We start from the raw sequence: 16,195 nt of genomic DNA on the forward strand, positions 1-16,195 counted from the left end.
TTCTGCAGGGTTTGGTTTGTTCTGGAGAGCGTCTGCAACAGCTACTTCAGACAGGCCCAAACTTTTCACGCAGGATTGACGTGATGACCGAGCCCCTCCTCAGCTTTGATGCACTCAAGCGCGCCGCTGCCGCAGGCGAGATCGATACCGTGTTGGTCTGCATGGTCGACATGCAAGGAAGACTGGTCGGCAAGCGATTCCAGGTCGAATTTTTCATCGACAGCGGCCACGAAGAAACCCACTGCTGCAATTACCTGCTGGCTGATGACATCGACATGGAACCGGTGCCGGGTTACGCCGCGGCCAGCTGGAGCAAAGGTTATGGCGATTTTGTGCTGAAACCCGACATGGCCACCTTGCGTCGGGTGCCCTGGCTTGAGTGCACGGCGCTGGTGCTCTGCGACGTGCTCGATCATCACCACAGAAGGGACCTGCCGCACAGCCCACGGGCAATCCTGAAAAAGCAGATCGAGCGCCTGCGCGAACGCGGCTATACCGGCATGTTCGCCTCGGAGCTGGAGTTTTATCTGTTCGACGAGAGTTATGAGGCGATCCACAAGCGCAACTACCACAAGCCGAAAACCGCCGGCCATTACATCGAGGATTACAACATCCTGCAGACCACTCGCGAGGAGCCGGTGCTGCGGGCGATTCGCAAACACCTGCAGGCCTCGGGTATTCCAGTGGAAAACTCCAAGGGTGAATGGGGGCCGGGCCAGGAAGAGATCAACATCCGCTATGCCGACGCCCTGACCATGGCCGATCACCATGTGATCATCAAACACGCCTGCAAAGAGATCGCGCAACTGCAGGGCAAAGCGATCACGTTCATGGCCAAGTGGCGCTATGACGCTGCCGGTTCCAGCAGCCATGTGCACAATTCGCTATGGGACAAGAATGCCAAGAAGCCGCTGTTCTTTGATCCCAAAGCCGAGTTCGGCATGTCGAAACTGATGCGCTCCTGGGTGGCCGGGCAGCTCAAATACGCCAACGACATCACCTGTTTTCTCGCGCCCTACATCAATTCGTACAAGCGCTTTCAGGCCGGCACCTTCGCGCCGACGCGGGCCGTATGGAGTCGGGACAATCGCACCGCAGGTTTTCGTTTGTGCGCGGAAGGCAGCAAGGCCATCCGCATCGAATGCCGCATCGGCGGTGCCGACCTCAACCCCTATCTGGCCTTCGCCGCCTTGATCGCCGCCGGGCTGGCCGGTATCGACGAGAAACTCAACCTGGCGCCGCCCTTCGAGGGCGATGCCTACGTCGACGAGCACTTGCCTGAAGTGTCGAAAACCCTGCGCGAGGCCTGTGCCGCGCTCAAGGCGTCGAGCATGTTGCGCGAGGCGTTCGGTGATGAAGTGATCGACCACTACGTGCACACCGCCGAGTGGGAACAGAAAGAGTACGACCGGCGCATCACCGACTGGGAACTGCAGCGCGGCTTCGAGCGCTATTGAGCACACCATGACTGAGATCGTTCAACTCATCTCCCCGGTCGATGGCCGGGTCTACGCCGAACGCCGCCGTGCCGATGCGGCGCAGATCGAGCAAGCCCTGATCGCCGCCGAAACCGCCCAGGCGCAATGGAAACGCCGACCACTGAGCGAACGCGCCGCGTTGTGCAGCGCTGCCGTGGATGCGATGTTGGCGATGAAGGACGAGATCGTGCCGGAACTGGCCTGGCAGATGGGTCGCCCGGTACGCTTCGGTGCTGGCGAGCTGCGCGGCTTCGAAGAGCGCGCCCGGCACATGATCGCCATTGCACCTGAAGCGTTGGCAGCGGTGGAGCCCGCGCCTGTCGATGGCTTTCGGCGGTACATCAAACGTGAACCGCTGGGCACCGTGCTGGTTATCGCACCGTGGAATTATCCCTACCTGACGGCGGTGAATACGATCATTCCGGCGTTGATGGCGGGCAACAGCGTCATCCTCAAACACGCTTCGCAAACGCTGCTGGTGGGCGAGCGTTTCGCCGAGGCCTTTCGCCGCGCCCATCTGCCCGAAGGCCTGTTCCACAACTTGCTGCTCGATCATCAGCAGACCGCCACGATCATCGCTTCAGGACGCGTGCAGCAGGTGAATTTCACCGGTTCAGTCGACGCCGGCAAGGCCATGGAAGCTGCCGCCATGGGCCGCTTCCTAGGCGTGGGCCTGGAGCTCGGCGGCAAAGACCCCGCCTACGTCCGGGCAGACGTCAACCTTGAACATGCGGTGGAAAACCTGGTGGACGGCAGTTTCTTCAACTCCGGGCAGAGCTGCTGCGCCGTCGAACGTATCTATGTCGATGAAAAAATTTACCCGGCCTTTGTCGAGCGCTTCGTCGACTTGACCCGCCAATACGTACTGGGCAACCCGCTGGACGAAGCCACCACCCTCGGCCCGCTGGTCACGCCGAGCGCCGCCGAATTCGTTCGTGGGCAGATCGCCGATGCGCTGGCACAAGGGGCCAGGGCGTTGATCGATCCAAAGGACTTTCCCGCCGACGCACCGGGCAGCGCCTACCTCGCGCCGCAGGTATTGGTGGACGTCACCCACCAAATGTCGGTGATGCGCGAAGAAAGCTTTGGCCCCGTGGTCGGCATCATGCCGGTGGCCAGCGACGACGAAGCCATCGCCTTGATGAACGACAGCGAGTTCGGGCTCAGCGCTTCTATCTGGACCCAAGACCTCGCCGCCGCCGAACGCATCGGCGACGCGATCGGCACCGGCACCGTGTTCATGAACCGCTGCGATTATCTGGATCCGGCCCTGGCCTGGACCGGGGTGAAAAACAGCGGGCGCGGCGTCACGCTGTCGCGCCTTGGCTATGAACACCTGACCCGGGCGAAATCCTTCCATCTGCGCCACGAGATCTGAGCCATGAGCCTGACCGCGAACTGGAACTACCCCACGAGCATCCGCTTTGGCGTCGGCCGCATCGCCGAGCTGGCCGAAGTCTGCCGCAGCCAAGGGATCCAGCGACCGTTGCTGGTCACCGACAGTGGCCTGGCGCGTGCCCCGATCACCACGGCAGCGGTGGAATCCTTGCGCTCTGCCGGCCTCGGTGTCGCGCTGTTTTGCGACCTCAAGCCCAATCCGATTGAAGCCAATCTGGCGGGTGGGCTCGATGCCTGGCGCGCCGGCAAACACGATGGCGTGGTCGCCTTCGGCGGTGGCAGCGGTCTGGACATGGGCAAGCTCATCGCGTTCATGAGCGGCCAGACCCGACCGGTTTGGGATTTTGAAGACATCGGTGACTACTGGACACGCGCCGACGAAAGCCGCATCGCCCCGGTCATTGCAGTGCCGACCACCGCGGGCACCGGTTCCGAAGTCGGCCGTGCGGCGGTGATCATCGACGAACGTACGCACACCAAACGCATCATTTTCCATCCGAAAATGATGCCACGGGTGGTCATCAGCGATCCGGCCCTCACCATCGGCATGCCGGCAAAAGTCACTGCCGGCACTGGCATGGACGCGTTTGCCCACTGTCTGGAATCGTACTGCGCTCCCGGCTTTCATCCGATGGCCGAAGGCATTGCGGTGGAAGGCATGCGCCTGGTGGCCAATGCGTTGGTACGCGCCGTACACACCCCCTCCGACCTCGACGCGCGCGCGCAAATGCTGGCAGCTGCCGCGATGGGCGCCACCGCTTTCCAGAAAGGCTTGGGTGGCATGCACGCACTCGCGCATCCGGTGGGCGCCCTGTACGACACCCACCATGGCATGACCAACGCCACGTTCATGCCCTACGTGCTGAAGTTCAATCGCCCGGCCATCGAGGAACGCATCACCCGTCTGGCGGCTTATTTGCGCCTGCCCTCACCGGGCTTCGACAGCTTTCTGGCCTTCGTCCTCAAGCTGCGCAAAGACATCGGCGTGCCCCATACGCTGTTTGAACTGGGGGTTGATGACAAGCAGGCCGATCTGATCGCGGACATGGCGATTGTCGACCCCTGCGCCGGCGGCAACCCGTTGCCGTTGACACGAACTGGCGCGGCAGAAATTTTCGACGCGGCGTTCCACGGCCGGCTCTAGCGCAATTGTGAAGTAGCGCAAACCGAACTCGACCAACAGGAAGCACGCAGATGCCGCCGCCAGGCTTGCCTGGGACCGAACACTGGCCTGGTTTCGGCGCTACTTGTCTTAGCGACACTGTTTTAATCAAGTGCGAACAATGGCGATAAGGAATTTAATGCTTATGAAGAAGCAACTGAACAGGCCTTCCTTCATCGCCAATCTTAATATTGAACATACCGTCTACTAACCCATCGCGATTAATAAAATAATATTAAAAATTACTCTTCCGTTGGCCATTGCATATTTATCCGCGCCTGCTTAACTGCAAAAACTGCTGATGACAGCAGTGCCCGTAAACACCACGGAAGGAATCGTTATGAGCAGTTCAACTCGCCATAGCATGCCCCCCTATGGGGTGGCCATCCAAAGCGCGATCAAGGCAGGCGACCTGCCGCAAATGAAGGCGCTATTGAAACAACGCGATGCATCCACACCAGAAAACACAGAGCTAAGTAACGCTTACGAGCAGCTGGCCAAGGAAGTCGCACGCCTGGAAAAGCACTAATAGCTATTTCCGCTCCCCTTATTGCAATGGAGGCAATAACCATGTCTGGTTCTAATCAGCAACCTGTCGGTTTGTTCCCGCTCGGCTACCGAATTGGTACTTCGATGCCGGGTGCACAAAGTCTGGCACTCAATCTTCTGGTTTTTACCCCTGATGAAACTGTAAACGGTACCGCTGCAATCACTCAGGCGACCAACCCGCCGCTGGATGTGCATTCCGATGTCTGGGGCGAGTACACCTACCTGACAGTCATGTCACCCGGCATCAGCAAAATCCTGATCACCGCCCAAGGCAATCACGGCGGCTCAGGCTCGAACTCCATCGTGAATTTCAAGATTCAACTGGTGGTGGGCACTGACTGGAAGGAAGGCGTCGCCAACTATTCGTACCTGAATGGTCAGCAGTGGGTCGAGGTCAACAATGCTCCCGCCCATCTCATTGAGGCGGTGCCGTCCCACGTCTCCCCGCTGCCGTTGGAGCCAGGCCCGGTGATTCCGCCGGAGTCATCGTATCCACCGATCATGCCGCTGTACGCCGCACCGATTCAAAGTGCAATGGCCAGCGGTGACCTGGCCCAGATGAAAAACCTGTCGCGCCTGGCCCAGCAGCAACTAGATCAGCAACCCCAACTGCAGACGGCGCTTGAAACGGCCAAGGAAGAAATCAGCCGGCAGGAGCGCCGCTGACTCGACTACGAAATATGCCCGACTTGTCTTGAATACAAATAAGGGAGTAGCACCATGTCAATCGGACTTTTTCATACCCGCCTCAATGTCAGTAATCACCTGCTGGGCGCCCCGGTTTTAACCCTCGATCTGCTAGTGGATACCGCCAAGAAAAAAGTCAGCGGGATTGCGAGTATTTTCCAAAGCTCCTACCCACCGCTCAACTTCCGTGCACGTGTATGGGGTGAGTACTCAGAAGCCAAGCTGGTGCCGACGGCGGAGAACCACATCATCCTCACCCTGGCGGGCAGCCCGAGCGGCCCTCTCAGCCAGATCGCCCAGACCTTCGGTTTGAAGGGCATTTTAGGCGGCGATTGGGCGAGCGGTTATGCCGACTACAAGTATCAGGAACAGGGCCACTGGCATTACGTAAAACACGCAGCGGTCAGCCAGGCTCCCGTTATTGTGCGCCCAGAGCATCCGCACCATGCGGTGCCGCTCTACGCCGTCGCGGTTCAGCAAGCGCAAGCCAGCGGTGACCTGGCGCAACTGAAGGCTGTGGTGAACCAGGGTGAACAGCAACTGGCCCACAGCGGTGCGCTACGTAATGCACTGGACCAGTTGAACGTTGAAATCGCCCGGCTGGAGGCTCGCTAAGCCGCACTACCGGGTTTGGCCATCGCCGATGGCCGAGCCCGGGTAATGTCAGTTAAACCATTTCGGCAGCAATGCGCTCTTTGTAGCAGCTGTCGAGCCCCAGCGAGGCTGCGTTCGGCTGCAAAGCAGTCGTAAAACCAGAGATTGCGATACGTCAGGCAGACCGCATCAGCCGGATTCACGACTGCTTCGCAGCCGAACGCAGCCTCGCTGGAGCTCGACAGCTGCTACAGATTGCATTACGGCTTAACTGACTGCATTGGCCATAAAAGGTAAATCCGGTCGCGCCACTGCCCCAAGGAAGGCGCGAACACTTCGATGGATTCGTGCCGCGCACGCGTCGTGCGCAAGGATTTTCCATGTCAGACAGTCGCCCTGCCCGCTACCTCAGTGAAACCGACCTCAAACGCTACGTGCCGGTGCATGTGGTCTGGGAAATCACCCTGGCCTGCGATCTCAAATGCCTGCATTGCGGCTCACGCGCCGGCCATCGACGCCCCGACGAATTGAACACCCGGGAATGCCTGGACGTCATCGATTCCCTCGCGGCGCTCGGTACCCGCGAGGTCACCCTGATCGGCGGTGAAGCCTATTTACGCAAGGACTGGACGCAACTGATCCAGGCCATCCACGATCACGGCATGTACTGCGCCATACAAACCGGCGGACGCAACCTGACGCCGGCGAAAATGCAGGCAGCGGTGGATGCCGGGCTCAATGGCGTCGGTGTTTCACTGGATGGACTGGCCCCGCTGCATGACGCGGTGCGCAATGTTCCGGGCTCGTTCGACAAGGCGGTAGACACCTTGCGACGGGCCAAACAGTCCGGGCTTGCGGTGAGCGTCAACACCCAAATCGGCGCAGCCACGTTGCCCGATCTGCCCGAACTGATGGACCTGATCATCGGCCTCGGCGCCACTCACTGGCAGATCCAGCTGACGGTCGCCATGGGCAATGCCGTCGATCACCCGGAGCTGTTATTGCAGCCGTATCAACTACTGGAAGTAATGCCGTTGCTGGCGCGTCTGTATCGCGAAGGCGTCGATCGCGGCCTGCTGATGAACGTGGGCAACAACATTGGTTACTACGGCCCTTATGAACACATGTGGCGTGGTTTCGGCGACGAGCGCGTGCACTGGAGTGGCTGCGCCGCCGGCCAGACCGTGCTGGCTCTGGAAGCCGACGGCACCGTCAAGGGTTGCCCGTCATTGGCAACGGTGGGATTTTCGGGCGGCAACGTACGGACCATGAGCCTGCACGACATCTGGCATTACAGCGAAGGCATGCACTTTGGCCGCCTGCGTGGTGTCGACGACCTGTGGGGTTACTGCCGAAGCTGTTACTACAACGACGTCTGCCGTGGCGGCTGCACCTGGACGTCGCACTCCCTGCTTGGCAAACCCGGCAACAACCCTTACTGCCATTACCGCGCGCTGGACCTGCAAAAGCGCGGGCTGCGCGAGCGCATCGTCAAACTCGAAGACGCGGCAAAGACCTCCTTCGCCGTCGGACGTTTTGACCTGATCACCGAACGCATCGATACCGGCGAGAAGGTCAACAGCGTCAGCGACAGTGGCCAGGTGATCAAACTGGCCTGGGCGAATCAGGGCCAGAAATCACCGGATGAAGGACGTATTCCACCGCAACTGGCGCTGTGTCGGGGCTGCTTGCAATACATCCATGCGCACGAAGTGACCTGCCCTCACTGTGCCGCCGATGTCGCCGCCGCAGAAGCCGTGCATCAGACAGATCGTGCCCGGCAACAAGCGATTATCAATACCCTGACCGGCCTGTTGGGGATGCCGCAAAATACCTTGATATGACCTTCGTCACGCACATAAAAACGCCACTCAGGAAGTGGCGTTTTGCGTCTTTGCAAATCACGGGCGGCTATTACCAGTTAAGTCATTTCAGCTGCGACGCACTCTTTGTAGCAGCTGCCGAGCCTGCGAGGCTGCGTTCGGCTGCGCAGCAGTCGTGAATCCAGCTGACGCGGTTTGCCTGACGTACCGCAAGTTCTGGTTTGACGACTGCTACGCAGCCGAACGCAGCCTCGCTGGAGCTCGACAGCTGCTACAGGTCGCGTTAAGGCTTGACTGACCAAGGCGGCCCCTGTGCAAATCTGGCCTCCAGCCATTCCTTGAATGCCATAAGCGTTGCCGGTGTGAACGCGGCGGATGCTCGCACCAGATAAATCCCACCCTGGGCATCCAGATCCCACTCCGGCAGAACGCGCACCATCTGGCCGTTAGCGATTTCCCGGCTCATCAGCCACTCACCGGCGCCCAAGATACCGACGCCGGCCTTGGCTGCGGCGAGCAACGCTTCGCCGTCGTTCGAGGTCAAGGTTCCCCGGGTGATGACCTTCTCCTGCCGATCACCCTTCGACAAGCGCCATTCAGGAAATGCCGCGAGGCCGGTGAAGCCCAGGCAGTTGTGCTCGCTCAGTTCTTTCGGACTGGCCGGTAAGCCGTGCTGTGCTATGTAACTCGGTGAAGCGCAGAGAATGCGGCGATGATCGCTGAGCTTCTTTGAGACGAGGCGGTTGTCGTTCAATTCGCCAATCCGAATCGCCGCATCGAATCCTTCACCAATAATGTCGACGACACGATCGCTGTAATCCACCTCGACGGAGACCAGCGGGTGAGCCGCCAGAAATTCCGGCAGCATCGACGCCAGCCAAAGGCGCCCCATCGCGGCGGGAAAAGCCAGGCGCAGGACGCCACGAACCTGCGCCGCGCCCAGTGACGCTTCCTGTTCGGCCTCGATGATCAAACCCGTGGCAGAGCGCAGGCGTTCGACGAGACGGCTGCCGGCATCGGTCAACCGCACTTGTCGCGTCGTACGCTCCATCAGCCGCACGCCCAAGCGCTTTTCCATGGCCGCCAGGCGCTTTGAAACCACCGTCGGATGGCGTTGCAGCAGACGTCCGGCCGCCACGAACGAATGTGCCGAGGCGACCGCGAGAAGCGCTGCAATTTCATCGATGTGGCGGCTGTCCAGTGGGTTCACAAAACACTCTTTTTTCAGGTAAAAAACGATCAGGGCTTGAGGACGATCGCTCCGCGAGATTGACCACCTTCCAGATCGGCATGGGCCTTGGCCACATCGGCCAATGCATAGCGGCCCCAGATGCCGGGCTTGATTATGCCCGCCTCGACCGCGGCCAGTACATCCTCGGCCCGCTGCCGGTATTCAGCGATGTCAGTGGTGTGCGCCGCGAGTGAAGGACGGGTCAGGAACAACGAACCCTTGGCATTGAGCGTGGCCACCTCGACCGCTGTCGGCGCGCCGGAGGATGCCCCGAAAGACACCATCAACCCACGTGGTCGCAAGCAATCGAGTGACGCTTCGAACGACACCCGCCCGATGGGATCGTAGACCACATCGGCTTTCTTGCCGTGGGTGATTTCCGCGACGTCCGCGGCCAGTGTCTGGGCATTGAATACCAGCACCGCATCGCAGCCCAGCGCCTTGGCTGTCTCGACACTCTCGGCCCGGGACACAATGCCGATGACAAAGGCTCCCAGGTGCTTGGCCCACGTCGCCATGATCTGCCCGAGGCCGCCCGCTACGCCATACAGAACCAGGGTGGTGCCGGGGCCGACCGGATAAGTCGTCTTCAGCAGGTACTGCGCGGTAATGCCTTTGAACAACACCGCGGCGGCCTCTTCAGCCGTCAACGCATCGGGAATCGGCACCAGCCGGTCGGCCGGAAACAGGCGCGCACTGGCGTAAGCGCCAATAGGCCCTGTTGCGTAGGCCACCCGATCCCCCACCTTGACGTTGCTCACCCCCGCGCCGATGGCGGCAACACGGCCCGCCCCTTCAAGGCCCAGCCCCGACGGCAATGGCAGTGGTACGGCGCCCTTGCGCTGACTCACATCGAGGAAGTTGACGCCAATCGCCTCCTGCTCCAGCCAGACTTCACCCGGCCCCGGCTCACGCGCCGATACCTGCTCGATGGTCATCACCTCAGGTGCGCCGGTGTGTGCGATACGAACGACAGAAACCATTGCCTGACTCCTTCACTTCAACGCAGCCCATCTGCGCGATGTGCAGGGAGTATCGGCATTCGATTTCAAGTGAACAATACAGCTTCACTGCAGTTCATTACTGCATGCAGTGCAGCAGTTTGAATCTCGCAGCGCCAGCGCGATTCCTAGTGCCAAGACGATCAACAGCGCCGCTACGGCAAACGTTATCCGCATACCGTTGGCGATGGCGGCGGGAGATGCCGTGGTGATGTTTGCTGTCGCCGATGCAAAGGCGAACACCGCGCCCATGACCGAGGCCCCGGTGATCAGGCCGAGATTGCGCGACAGGCTGAGCAGGCCGGAAATCACACCACGCTGGTCCGGGCGGATGTCGGTCATGATCGCGGTGTTGTTGGCCGCCTGGAACAACGCGTAGCTGGCAGTGATCACCGCGATGGGCGCGAGGTAACCGAGGATGCCGAAACCCGCCGGCATTATGGATAAAGCACCCGTGCCGAGCGCCATTGCGACGAGCCCGGCGAGGGTCATGCGCCGAGTGCCAAAACGGTCCACCAGGCGACCGGCCGGCATACCGGTCAGCGCAGCCACCAACGGGCCGACCGACAAGGCAAGGCCGACAAGCGCCGTACCCAGGCCAAGCGCCCCCGAAAGATAAAACGGCCCGACCACCAGCGTCGCCATCATCACCGTCGAAACGAGCGTGCTCATGGCCAGGCTCGCGCTCAGGCCCGGCTCACGGAACAGCGCCAATTTAATCAATGGCGATGCAACCCTGGCCTCCACGACTATGAAAAACCCTGCGCCGAAAACAGCCGTCAGCAGCAGCGCGATATTGAGCAAACCAAAATCACCGTGCCCGATCGTCATGGCCAGCGCATACGCCCCGAGCGTCAACCCCAGCAGCAACGTACCTGCCTTGTCGAAACCCGTCCGACCCGCTTTCGCCCGCCGTGCATCCGCCGGCAAATAGCGATACGCGAGCCAGATATTCAGAATACCCAGCGGCACGTTGAGCAGAAAAATCGCCTGCCAGCCAAGGCCCGCGATCAATATCCCACCGAGCGACGGCCCCAGCGTGGTGCCTATCGCCGACATCGTTCCGAGCAATCCCATGGCGCTGCCGGTCTGCGCTTTCGGCACCGTCTCGCCGACAAATGCCACGGTCAGCGCCAACATGATCGCCGCCCCGAGCCCCTGCACTGCCCGGGCACCGACCAGCCACCCAAGCGACGGCGCCACACCACAAGCAAGCGATGACAGGGTAAAAATGCCGATGCCCGTCAGCAGCAAACGCCGACGACCGACGATGTCGCCCAGCCTTCCGACGCTGACTATCAGCGTGGTGATCGCCAGCAGATACGCCAGAACGATCCACTGCACTTGCTGAAAGGACGCATCGAATGCCTCGGCCAATGTCGGCAAACCCGCGTTGGCGATGCTGGTGTCGAGCGAAGGCATCAACATCGACAGCGAAAGACTGGCGAGCGCCCAGCGGACCGAGCCTGATTGAGTGATGAGTTTCATGGTTTGGCCACATCTGAAAGGTAGATCAGCAGCGTATGCCCTCGCGAGATATGGCGGAAGACGCACCACTTACACTTGATAGTTGCGTTTGACGCCATGTCACCCGCACGCCGTGCTAACGTTGGAGCATGACGACTCCCGACCTGAATTTACTGATTACCCTGGATGTGCTGCTCGCCGAAGGCAGCGTCGCCCGCGCCGCCCAACGACTGCGCCTGAGCCCGTCGGCCATGAGCCGGGCACTGGCGCGATTGCGTGAAACGACGGGCGACCCGCTGCTGGTGCGGGCCGGACGCGGGCTGGTGCCGACGCCCCGAGCACTCGAACTGCGCGAACAGGTCAGTCGATTGGTGCAAGACGCCGAAGCCGTTTTACGCCCCGCCGAACAGCTCGACCTCAAGCAACTGGTGCGAACATTCACGCTGCGCACCAGCGACGGTTTTGTCGAAAACTTCGGCCCGGCGCTGATTGCCCGTGCCAGTGAACAGGCACCCGGCGTGCGCTTGCACTTTGTGCAGAAGCTGAACAAGGACAGCACCGCGCTTCGCGACGGCTCCGTCGACCTGGAAACCGGTGTGGTCGGCGGCACGACGAGCCCGGAAGTGCGCACCCGGGCGTTATTCGAGGATCGCTTTATCGGCGTCGTGCGCACGGGGCATCCGCTGAGCCAAGGCAGGGTCACCGCCTCCCGTTATGCCGCCGGCAGGCACATCCTGGTCTCACGACGCGGACTCGATAAAGGGCCGATGGATGAAGCCCTGGAAGTGCTGGGACTGGAACGCGAGATCACCACCCTCGTCGGCGGTTTTTCGGCGGCGCTGGCGCTGGCTCGCGCCTCGGACCTGATCGCCACCGTTCCCGCCCGACACAGCCGAAACCTGCGCGCCGGCCTGCACAGTTTTGACCTTCCGTTCGACCTGCCGCCGATCACCATTTCGATGCTTTGGCACCCACGGATGGATGCTGACTCAGCGCATCGGTGGCTGCGTGATTGTGTTCGAGAGGTTTGTGCGCAGTCCTGATGTTTCGGATTTCCAAATGCCCATGGGTTCAAGGCTTTGCGCCTGAAATGAGCGTTTCATCTGAAGCTTGGCACGAGTCCAAAAACGCACTCTTTTGTAGCAGCTGCCGAGCTCGCGAGGCTGCGTTCGGCTGCGAAGCAGTCGTAAAATCAGAAACTACGGTACGTCAGGCAGATCGCGTCAGGGACTCACGACTGCTTCGCAGCCGAACGCAGGCTGCGCCAGCTGCTACAGATCTCATTACGACTTAAACTTTCTTTTTCTGAAGCCCCTTCAACCGCAAACTCGCCCGCTGCACCGCCGCCATTTTTTCCGGACGCTTCATGCGTTTCCATTTTCTGATGTCGTCCTTGGTGCGGCCACAACTGACACACAGCTCACCACTCAGCTGGCAAATGGAAACACACGGATTTTCGATATCCTTGGCCACACTTCAACCCCGCGTCGAGCGCTTGGGCGCCAGGCGTTGCTGCCAGTTGCCGGCATTGGCGCGCTGACATTGCTCTTCAGAATCAAACTGCACATGGGCCGCTACCGGGCTGACGAGAACGTCCGCGTCACTTAATGCCACGGCCGTCAGTTCGACCATGCGTTCGCCCTGCCCGTTCGCCAGCGCCTGATCCTTGTTGGCCTGCGTATCGAAGACCCAGATCACCCGCAGGCTGGCAGGAAAGACCGCGTAATCGACTTCGTGGGTCAGCCAGCAGAACCCGATTATTTCCGCTTTAGCGGTTTCACACGCCTCGGTCAGGGTGGCGATCAGGCGACGTTCGATGTGGGCCTGATCGCGTTTGCTTAAAGACATCGGGTATGGGTCCTTGGGTGGGCGTCGATGGAAAGGGCTCATCATACGATACCGGGCTGATCCGAGAGTTGCTGTGTCTGTGCTGCCCGCGAAGAGGCCCAACACCCACCGCAAATCCCGGCCCTGGAAACGCCGCTGAAGAATATTGCGACGGGCCAGATAAAAGAAAATGCCTATCACCCCCCAATACTCCACCTATTAGCTGACTGCTTTATAGGCGTCTAACCTTATTGGAGCGCTGGCGTTAGCCGGCCGGTTGAGACTTGATAAAAGATACGAATGAGTCAGAAGCGTACTAGGCTTGCCGTGGGCCACCGTGCTGGCAACTCGATTGCTGCTCTCCAGACTTCCCGTGTGACCCCGACGATCAATTGATCGAACTGCTGGCCCTGCAGCCTATGTCATTGATTTCGCTCGTCGCTATTGCGCGCCCACCCTGGGCCGGATAGCCGGATGAATACGACCAAAGGTAGCGCACACATGGCAAATGAATCGAAATGCCCGTTCAATCACGCCGCCGCAGGCGGTGGCACGACGAACCGCGATTGGTGGCCGAACCAACTGAACCTGAAGATCCTCCACCAGAATTCGCGGCTGTCCGACCCCATGGACGAGGGCTACAACTACGCCGAAGCGTTCAAAAACCTGGACTTTCAGGCGCTCAAGCAAGACCTGCACGCGCTGATGACCGATTCGCAAGACTGGTGGCCGGCAGACTTCGGTCACTATGGGCCGCTGTTTATTCGCATGTCCTGGCACGCCGCCGGCACGTACCGCGTCGGTGACGGTCGTGGCGGTGCCGGCTCCGGTCAGCAGCGCTTCGCGCCACTCAACAGTTGGCCGGACAACGTCAGCCTCGACAAGGCGCGCCGGCTGCTTTGGCCGATCAAGCAAAAGTATGGTCGCAACATCTCCTGGGCCGACCTGATCGTGCTCACCGGCAACGTCGCGCTGGAGTCCATGGGCTTCAAGACCTTCGGTTTTTCCGGTGGTCGGCCAGACGTTTGGGAACCGGATGAGTCCGTCTACTGGGGCTCCGAAAACAAGTGGCTGGGCGGCGACACCCGCTACGACAAAGACAAAAAAGAACCCATGCAAGAACCCGGCGAAGGCCCACTCGTTGCTGAGCCGGGGGAAAATGAGGACAGCCGCACCGAAGGAGGACGCAACCTGGAAAACCCGCTCGCCGCGGTGCAAATGGGCCTGATCTACGTCAACCCGGAAGGCCCGGAAGGCAACCCGGACCCGGTCGCTGCGGCGGTGGACATCCGCGAGACCTTCGGGCGCATGGCGATGAATGACGAAGAAACCGTGGCACTGATCGCCGGCGGCCACGCCTTCGGCAAGACCCACGGCGCCGGCCCTGCCGACAACGTCGGTGCCGAGCCCGAAGCCGCGGGCCTCGAAGCTCAGGGCCTGGGCTGGAAGAGCACCTTTGGCAGCGGCAAGGGTGGCGACACCATCACCAGCGGCCTGGAAGTGACCTGGACCACTACGCCCACCAAGTGGAGCAACAACTACCTGGAAAACTTGTTCGGTTTCGAGTGGGAACTGACCAAGAGCCCGGCGGGCGCCCACCAGTGGACGGCGAAAGGCGGTGCTGGCGCGGGCATTATTCCGGATGCTCACGACCCGTCGAAGCGGCGTAATCCGACCATGCTGACCACGGACCTGTCCCTGCGATTCGACCCGATTTATGAGCCGATTTCACGACGATTCCTTCAGAATCCGGATCAGTTGGCCGACGCATTCGCTCGAGCCTGGTTCAAGCTGCTCCACCGCGACATGGGGCCCCTCTCGCGCTACCTCGGCCCGGAAATGCCCAACGAAGAACTCCTGTGGCAAGACCCCATTCCGCAGGTCGATCATGCCCTGGTCACCGACAGCGACATCGCCGCACTAAAAGGCAAACTCCAGTCCTGCGGCCTGACCGTCTCGCAGCTTGTATCAACTGCTTGGGCGGCGGCTTCCACCTTCCGTGGCTCCGACAAACGTGGCGGCGCCAACGGCGGACGCCTGCGTCTGGCTCCACAGAAATTCTGGCAGGCCAACCAGCCTGAGCAACTGGCGAGCGTACTGGCGAAACTCGAGAGCATTCAGAACGAGTTCAACAACGGAGGGAAGAAAATCTCGCTGGCAGACCTGATCGTGCTGGCCGGTTGTGCCGGCGTCGAACAAGCGGCGAAAAATGCCGGCCAGACCGTGACGGTACCTTTCACACCGGGCCGGATGGACGCCTCGCAAGAACAAACGGACGTCGAGTCCTTCGGCTACCTTGAACCTGTCGCTGATGGCTTCCGCAACTACCTCAAATCCCGCTACAGCGTACCGGCCGAAGCCTTACTGATCGACAAGGCGCAACTGCTGACACTCACCGCGCCAGAAATGACCGTGCTCATTGGTGGTATGCGCGTGCTCAATACCAACGTCGGACAAACCCAACACGGCGTCTTCACCAAGCAGCCAGAAGCGTTGACCAACGACTTCTTCAAAAACCTGCTCGATATGAGCGTGGAATGGAAACCAGTGTCGGAGGCCAATGAAGAGTTTGAAGGGCGCGATCGGAAAACCGGCGACCTTAAATGGACCGGCACGCGTGTTGATCTGGTGTTTGGCTCGAATTCGCAGTTGAGGGCGCTGGCTGAGGTCTATGCCTGCGACGATGCGAAGGAGAAGTTCGTGAAAGACTTCGTTTCGGCTTGGGACAAGGTGATGAATCTGGATCGGTTTGATTTGAGATGATCTGAGCAATATTGCTGAAAAACCCGCAACGCCTCCCTGTGTGGAGGCGTTGTGCTTTTTGCTGATCGCAGGAAGAGACTAAACGGGAGAGATCGTGGCGAGCGCCCCAATCAAAATGGTCAACACCAGAAATCCGCCCAGGAAAAATGCCATCTTGCCCATGGGGCCTCCTACGTAATGAGTTTGCGGTGCAGTGGCTACCGCACTGCTGACCG

At 60.4% G+C, this 16,195-nt stretch carries 14 protein-coding genes; 9 read left to right on the forward strand and 5 right to left on the reverse strand.

Going from position 1 to position 16,195, the window contains the following annotated elements; all coding sequences use genetic code 11:
- Positions 1–83: 83 nt before the first annotated feature.
- From PSH97_RS17440 to PSH97_RS17470, 7 genes are all read left to right on the forward strand, one after another.
- Positions 84–1,457 carry a glutamine synthetase family protein gene (locus PSH97_RS17440; RefSeq protein ID WP_305445993.1) on the forward strand — a complete coding sequence of 458 codons (1,374 nt, stop codon included), beginning with the start codon at positions 84–86 and terminating at the stop codon, positions 1,455–1,457.
- A 7-nt stretch (positions 1,458–1,464) separates the two neighbouring features.
- Complete coding sequence (locus tag PSH97_RS17445) at positions 1,465–2,856, forward strand: aldehyde dehydrogenase family protein (RefSeq protein WP_305445994.1); 1,392 nt, start codon at positions 1,465–1,467, stop codon at positions 2,854–2,856.
- A 3-nt stretch (positions 2,857–2,859) separates the two neighbouring features.
- Positions 2,860–4,020, forward strand: a complete 1,161-nt coding sequence (locus PSH97_RS17450; protein ID WP_305445995.1) for an iron-containing alcohol dehydrogenase — start codon at positions 2,860–2,862, stop codon at positions 4,018–4,020.
- Between the two features lie 358 nt (positions 4,021–4,378).
- On the forward strand, positions 4,379–4,567 hold the full coding sequence (locus PSH97_RS17455) for a DUF1843 domain-containing protein (protein WP_305445996.1): 189 nt from the start codon (positions 4,379–4,381) through the stop codon (positions 4,565–4,567).
- 41 nt (positions 4,568–4,608) lie between these two features.
- The gene (locus PSH97_RS17460) at positions 4,609–5,253 is read left to right on the forward strand and encodes a DUF1842 domain-containing protein (protein ID WP_305445997.1); all 645 of its coding nucleotides are present in this window, start codon (positions 4,609–4,611) and stop codon (positions 5,251–5,253) included.
- Between the two features lie 54 nt (positions 5,254–5,307).
- A complete protein-coding gene (locus tag PSH97_RS17465; protein WP_305445998.1) occupies positions 5,308–5,889 on the forward strand; it encodes a DUF1842 domain-containing protein in 582 nt (193 codons plus the stop codon).
- Positions 5,890–6,248: 359 nt separating this feature from the next.
- Positions 6,249–7,712 (forward strand): GDL motif peptide-associated radical SAM/SPASM maturase, encoded by a 1,464-nt coding sequence (locus PSH97_RS17470; protein ID WP_305445999.1) that lies wholly within the window; start codon positions 6,249–6,251, stop codon positions 7,710–7,712.
- Between the two features lie 262 nt (positions 7,713–7,974).
- Here PSH97_RS17470 and PSH97_RS17475 read toward each other — a convergent pair whose 3' ends face one another.
- The 3 genes from PSH97_RS17475 to PSH97_RS17485 all read right to left on the reverse strand — a co-directional run bounded on the left by PSH97_RS17475 (position 7,975) and on the right by PSH97_RS17485 (position 11,411).
- A complete protein-coding gene (locus PSH97_RS17475) occupies positions 7,975–8,901 on the reverse strand; it encodes a LysR family transcriptional regulator (protein ID WP_305446000.1) in 927 nt (308 codons plus the stop codon).
- Positions 8,902–8,930: 29 nt separating this feature from the next.
- Positions 8,931–9,905, reverse strand: coding sequence for a quinone oxidoreductase family protein (locus PSH97_RS17480; RefSeq protein ID WP_305446001.1), 975 nt, complete (start codon positions 9,903–9,905; stop codon positions 8,931–8,933).
- A gap of 84 nt (positions 9,906–9,989) precedes the next feature.
- A complete protein-coding gene (locus PSH97_RS17485) occupies positions 9,990–11,411 on the reverse strand; it encodes an MFS transporter (protein WP_305446002.1) in 1,422 nt (473 codons plus the stop codon).
- 128 nt (positions 11,412–11,539) lie between these two features.
- On the opposite strand from PSH97_RS17485, the gene PSH97_RS17490 reads away from it, so the two are divergent.
- Positions 11,540–12,433 (forward strand): LysR family transcriptional regulator, encoded by an 894-nt coding sequence (locus tag PSH97_RS17490; RefSeq protein WP_305446003.1) that lies wholly within the window; start codon positions 11,540–11,542, stop codon positions 12,431–12,433.
- 247 nt (positions 12,434–12,680) lie between these two features.
- Here PSH97_RS17490 and PSH97_RS17495 read toward each other — a convergent pair whose 3' ends face one another.
- Together PSH97_RS17495 and PSH97_RS17500 are read right to left on the reverse strand one after the other, a co-directional pair.
- Positions 12,681–12,863: a DUF1289 domain-containing protein gene (locus PSH97_RS17495; RefSeq protein WP_305446004.1), complete on the reverse strand. Its 183-nt coding sequence runs from the start codon at positions 12,861–12,863 to the stop codon at positions 12,681–12,683.
- Between the two features lie 3 nt (positions 12,864–12,866).
- On the reverse strand, positions 12,867–13,238 hold the full coding sequence (locus tag PSH97_RS17500; RefSeq protein WP_305446005.1) for a hypothetical protein: 372 nt from the start codon (positions 13,236–13,238) through the stop codon (positions 12,867–12,869).
- Between the two features lie 453 nt (positions 13,239–13,691).
- On the opposite strand from PSH97_RS17500, the gene katG reads away from it, so the two are divergent.
- Positions 13,692–15,980 (forward strand): catalase/peroxidase HPI, encoded by a 2,289-nt coding sequence (gene katG / locus PSH97_RS17505; RefSeq protein WP_305446006.1) that lies wholly within the window; start codon positions 13,692–13,694, stop codon positions 15,978–15,980.
- Positions 15,981–16,195: the final 215 nt, after the last annotated feature.

Source organism: Pseudomonas cucumis (assembly GCF_030687935.1).
In the GTDB taxonomy this organism is placed as follows: Bacteria; Pseudomonadota; Gammaproteobacteria; order Pseudomonadales; family Pseudomonadaceae; genus Aquipseudomonas; species Aquipseudomonas cucumis.

Bases quoted from the DNA above. Each gene is read 5' to 3' on its own strand.
- PSH97_RS17445 (WP_305445994.1), top strand. From the start codon at position 1,465: ATGACTGAGATCGTTCAACTCATCTCCCCGGTCGATGGCCGGGTCTAC.
- PSH97_RS17490 (WP_305446003.1), top strand. From the start codon at position 11,540: ATGACGACTCCCGACCTGAATTTACTGATTACCCTGGATGTGCTGCTC.
- PSH97_RS17470 (WP_305445999.1), top strand. From the start codon at position 6,249: ATGTCAGACAGTCGCCCTGCCCGCTACCTCAGTGAAACCGACCTCAAA.
- PSH97_RS17465 (WP_305445998.1), top strand. From the start codon at position 5,308: ATGTCAATCGGACTTTTTCATACCCGCCTCAATGTCAGTAATCACCTG.
- PSH97_RS17440 (WP_305445993.1), top strand. From the start codon at position 84: ATGACCGAGCCCCTCCTCAGCTTTGATGCACTCAAGCGCGCCGCTGCC.
- PSH97_RS17460 (WP_305445997.1), top strand. From the start codon at position 4,609: ATGTCTGGTTCTAATCAGCAACCTGTCGGTTTGTTCCCGCTCGGCTAC.
- PSH97_RS17485 (WP_305446002.1), bottom strand. From the start codon at position 11,411: ATGAAACTCATCACTCAATCAGGCTCGGTCCGCTGGGCGCTCGCCAGT.
- PSH97_RS17455 (WP_305445996.1), top strand. From the start codon at position 4,379: ATGAGCAGTTCAACTCGCCATAGCATGCCCCCCTATGGGGTGGCCATC.
- PSH97_RS17450 (WP_305445995.1), top strand. From the start codon at position 2,860: ATGAGCCTGACCGCGAACTGGAACTACCCCACGAGCATCCGCTTTGGC.
- PSH97_RS17500 (WP_305446005.1), bottom strand. From the start codon at position 13,238: ATGTCTTTAAGCAAACGCGATCAGGCCCACATCGAACGTCGCCTGATC.
- katG (WP_305446006.1), top strand. From the start codon at position 13,692: ATGAATACGACCAAAGGTAGCGCACACATGGCAAATGAATCGAAATGC.
- PSH97_RS17480 (WP_305446001.1), bottom strand. From the start codon at position 9,905: ATGGTTTCTGTCGTTCGTATCGCACACACCGGCGCACCTGAGGTGATG.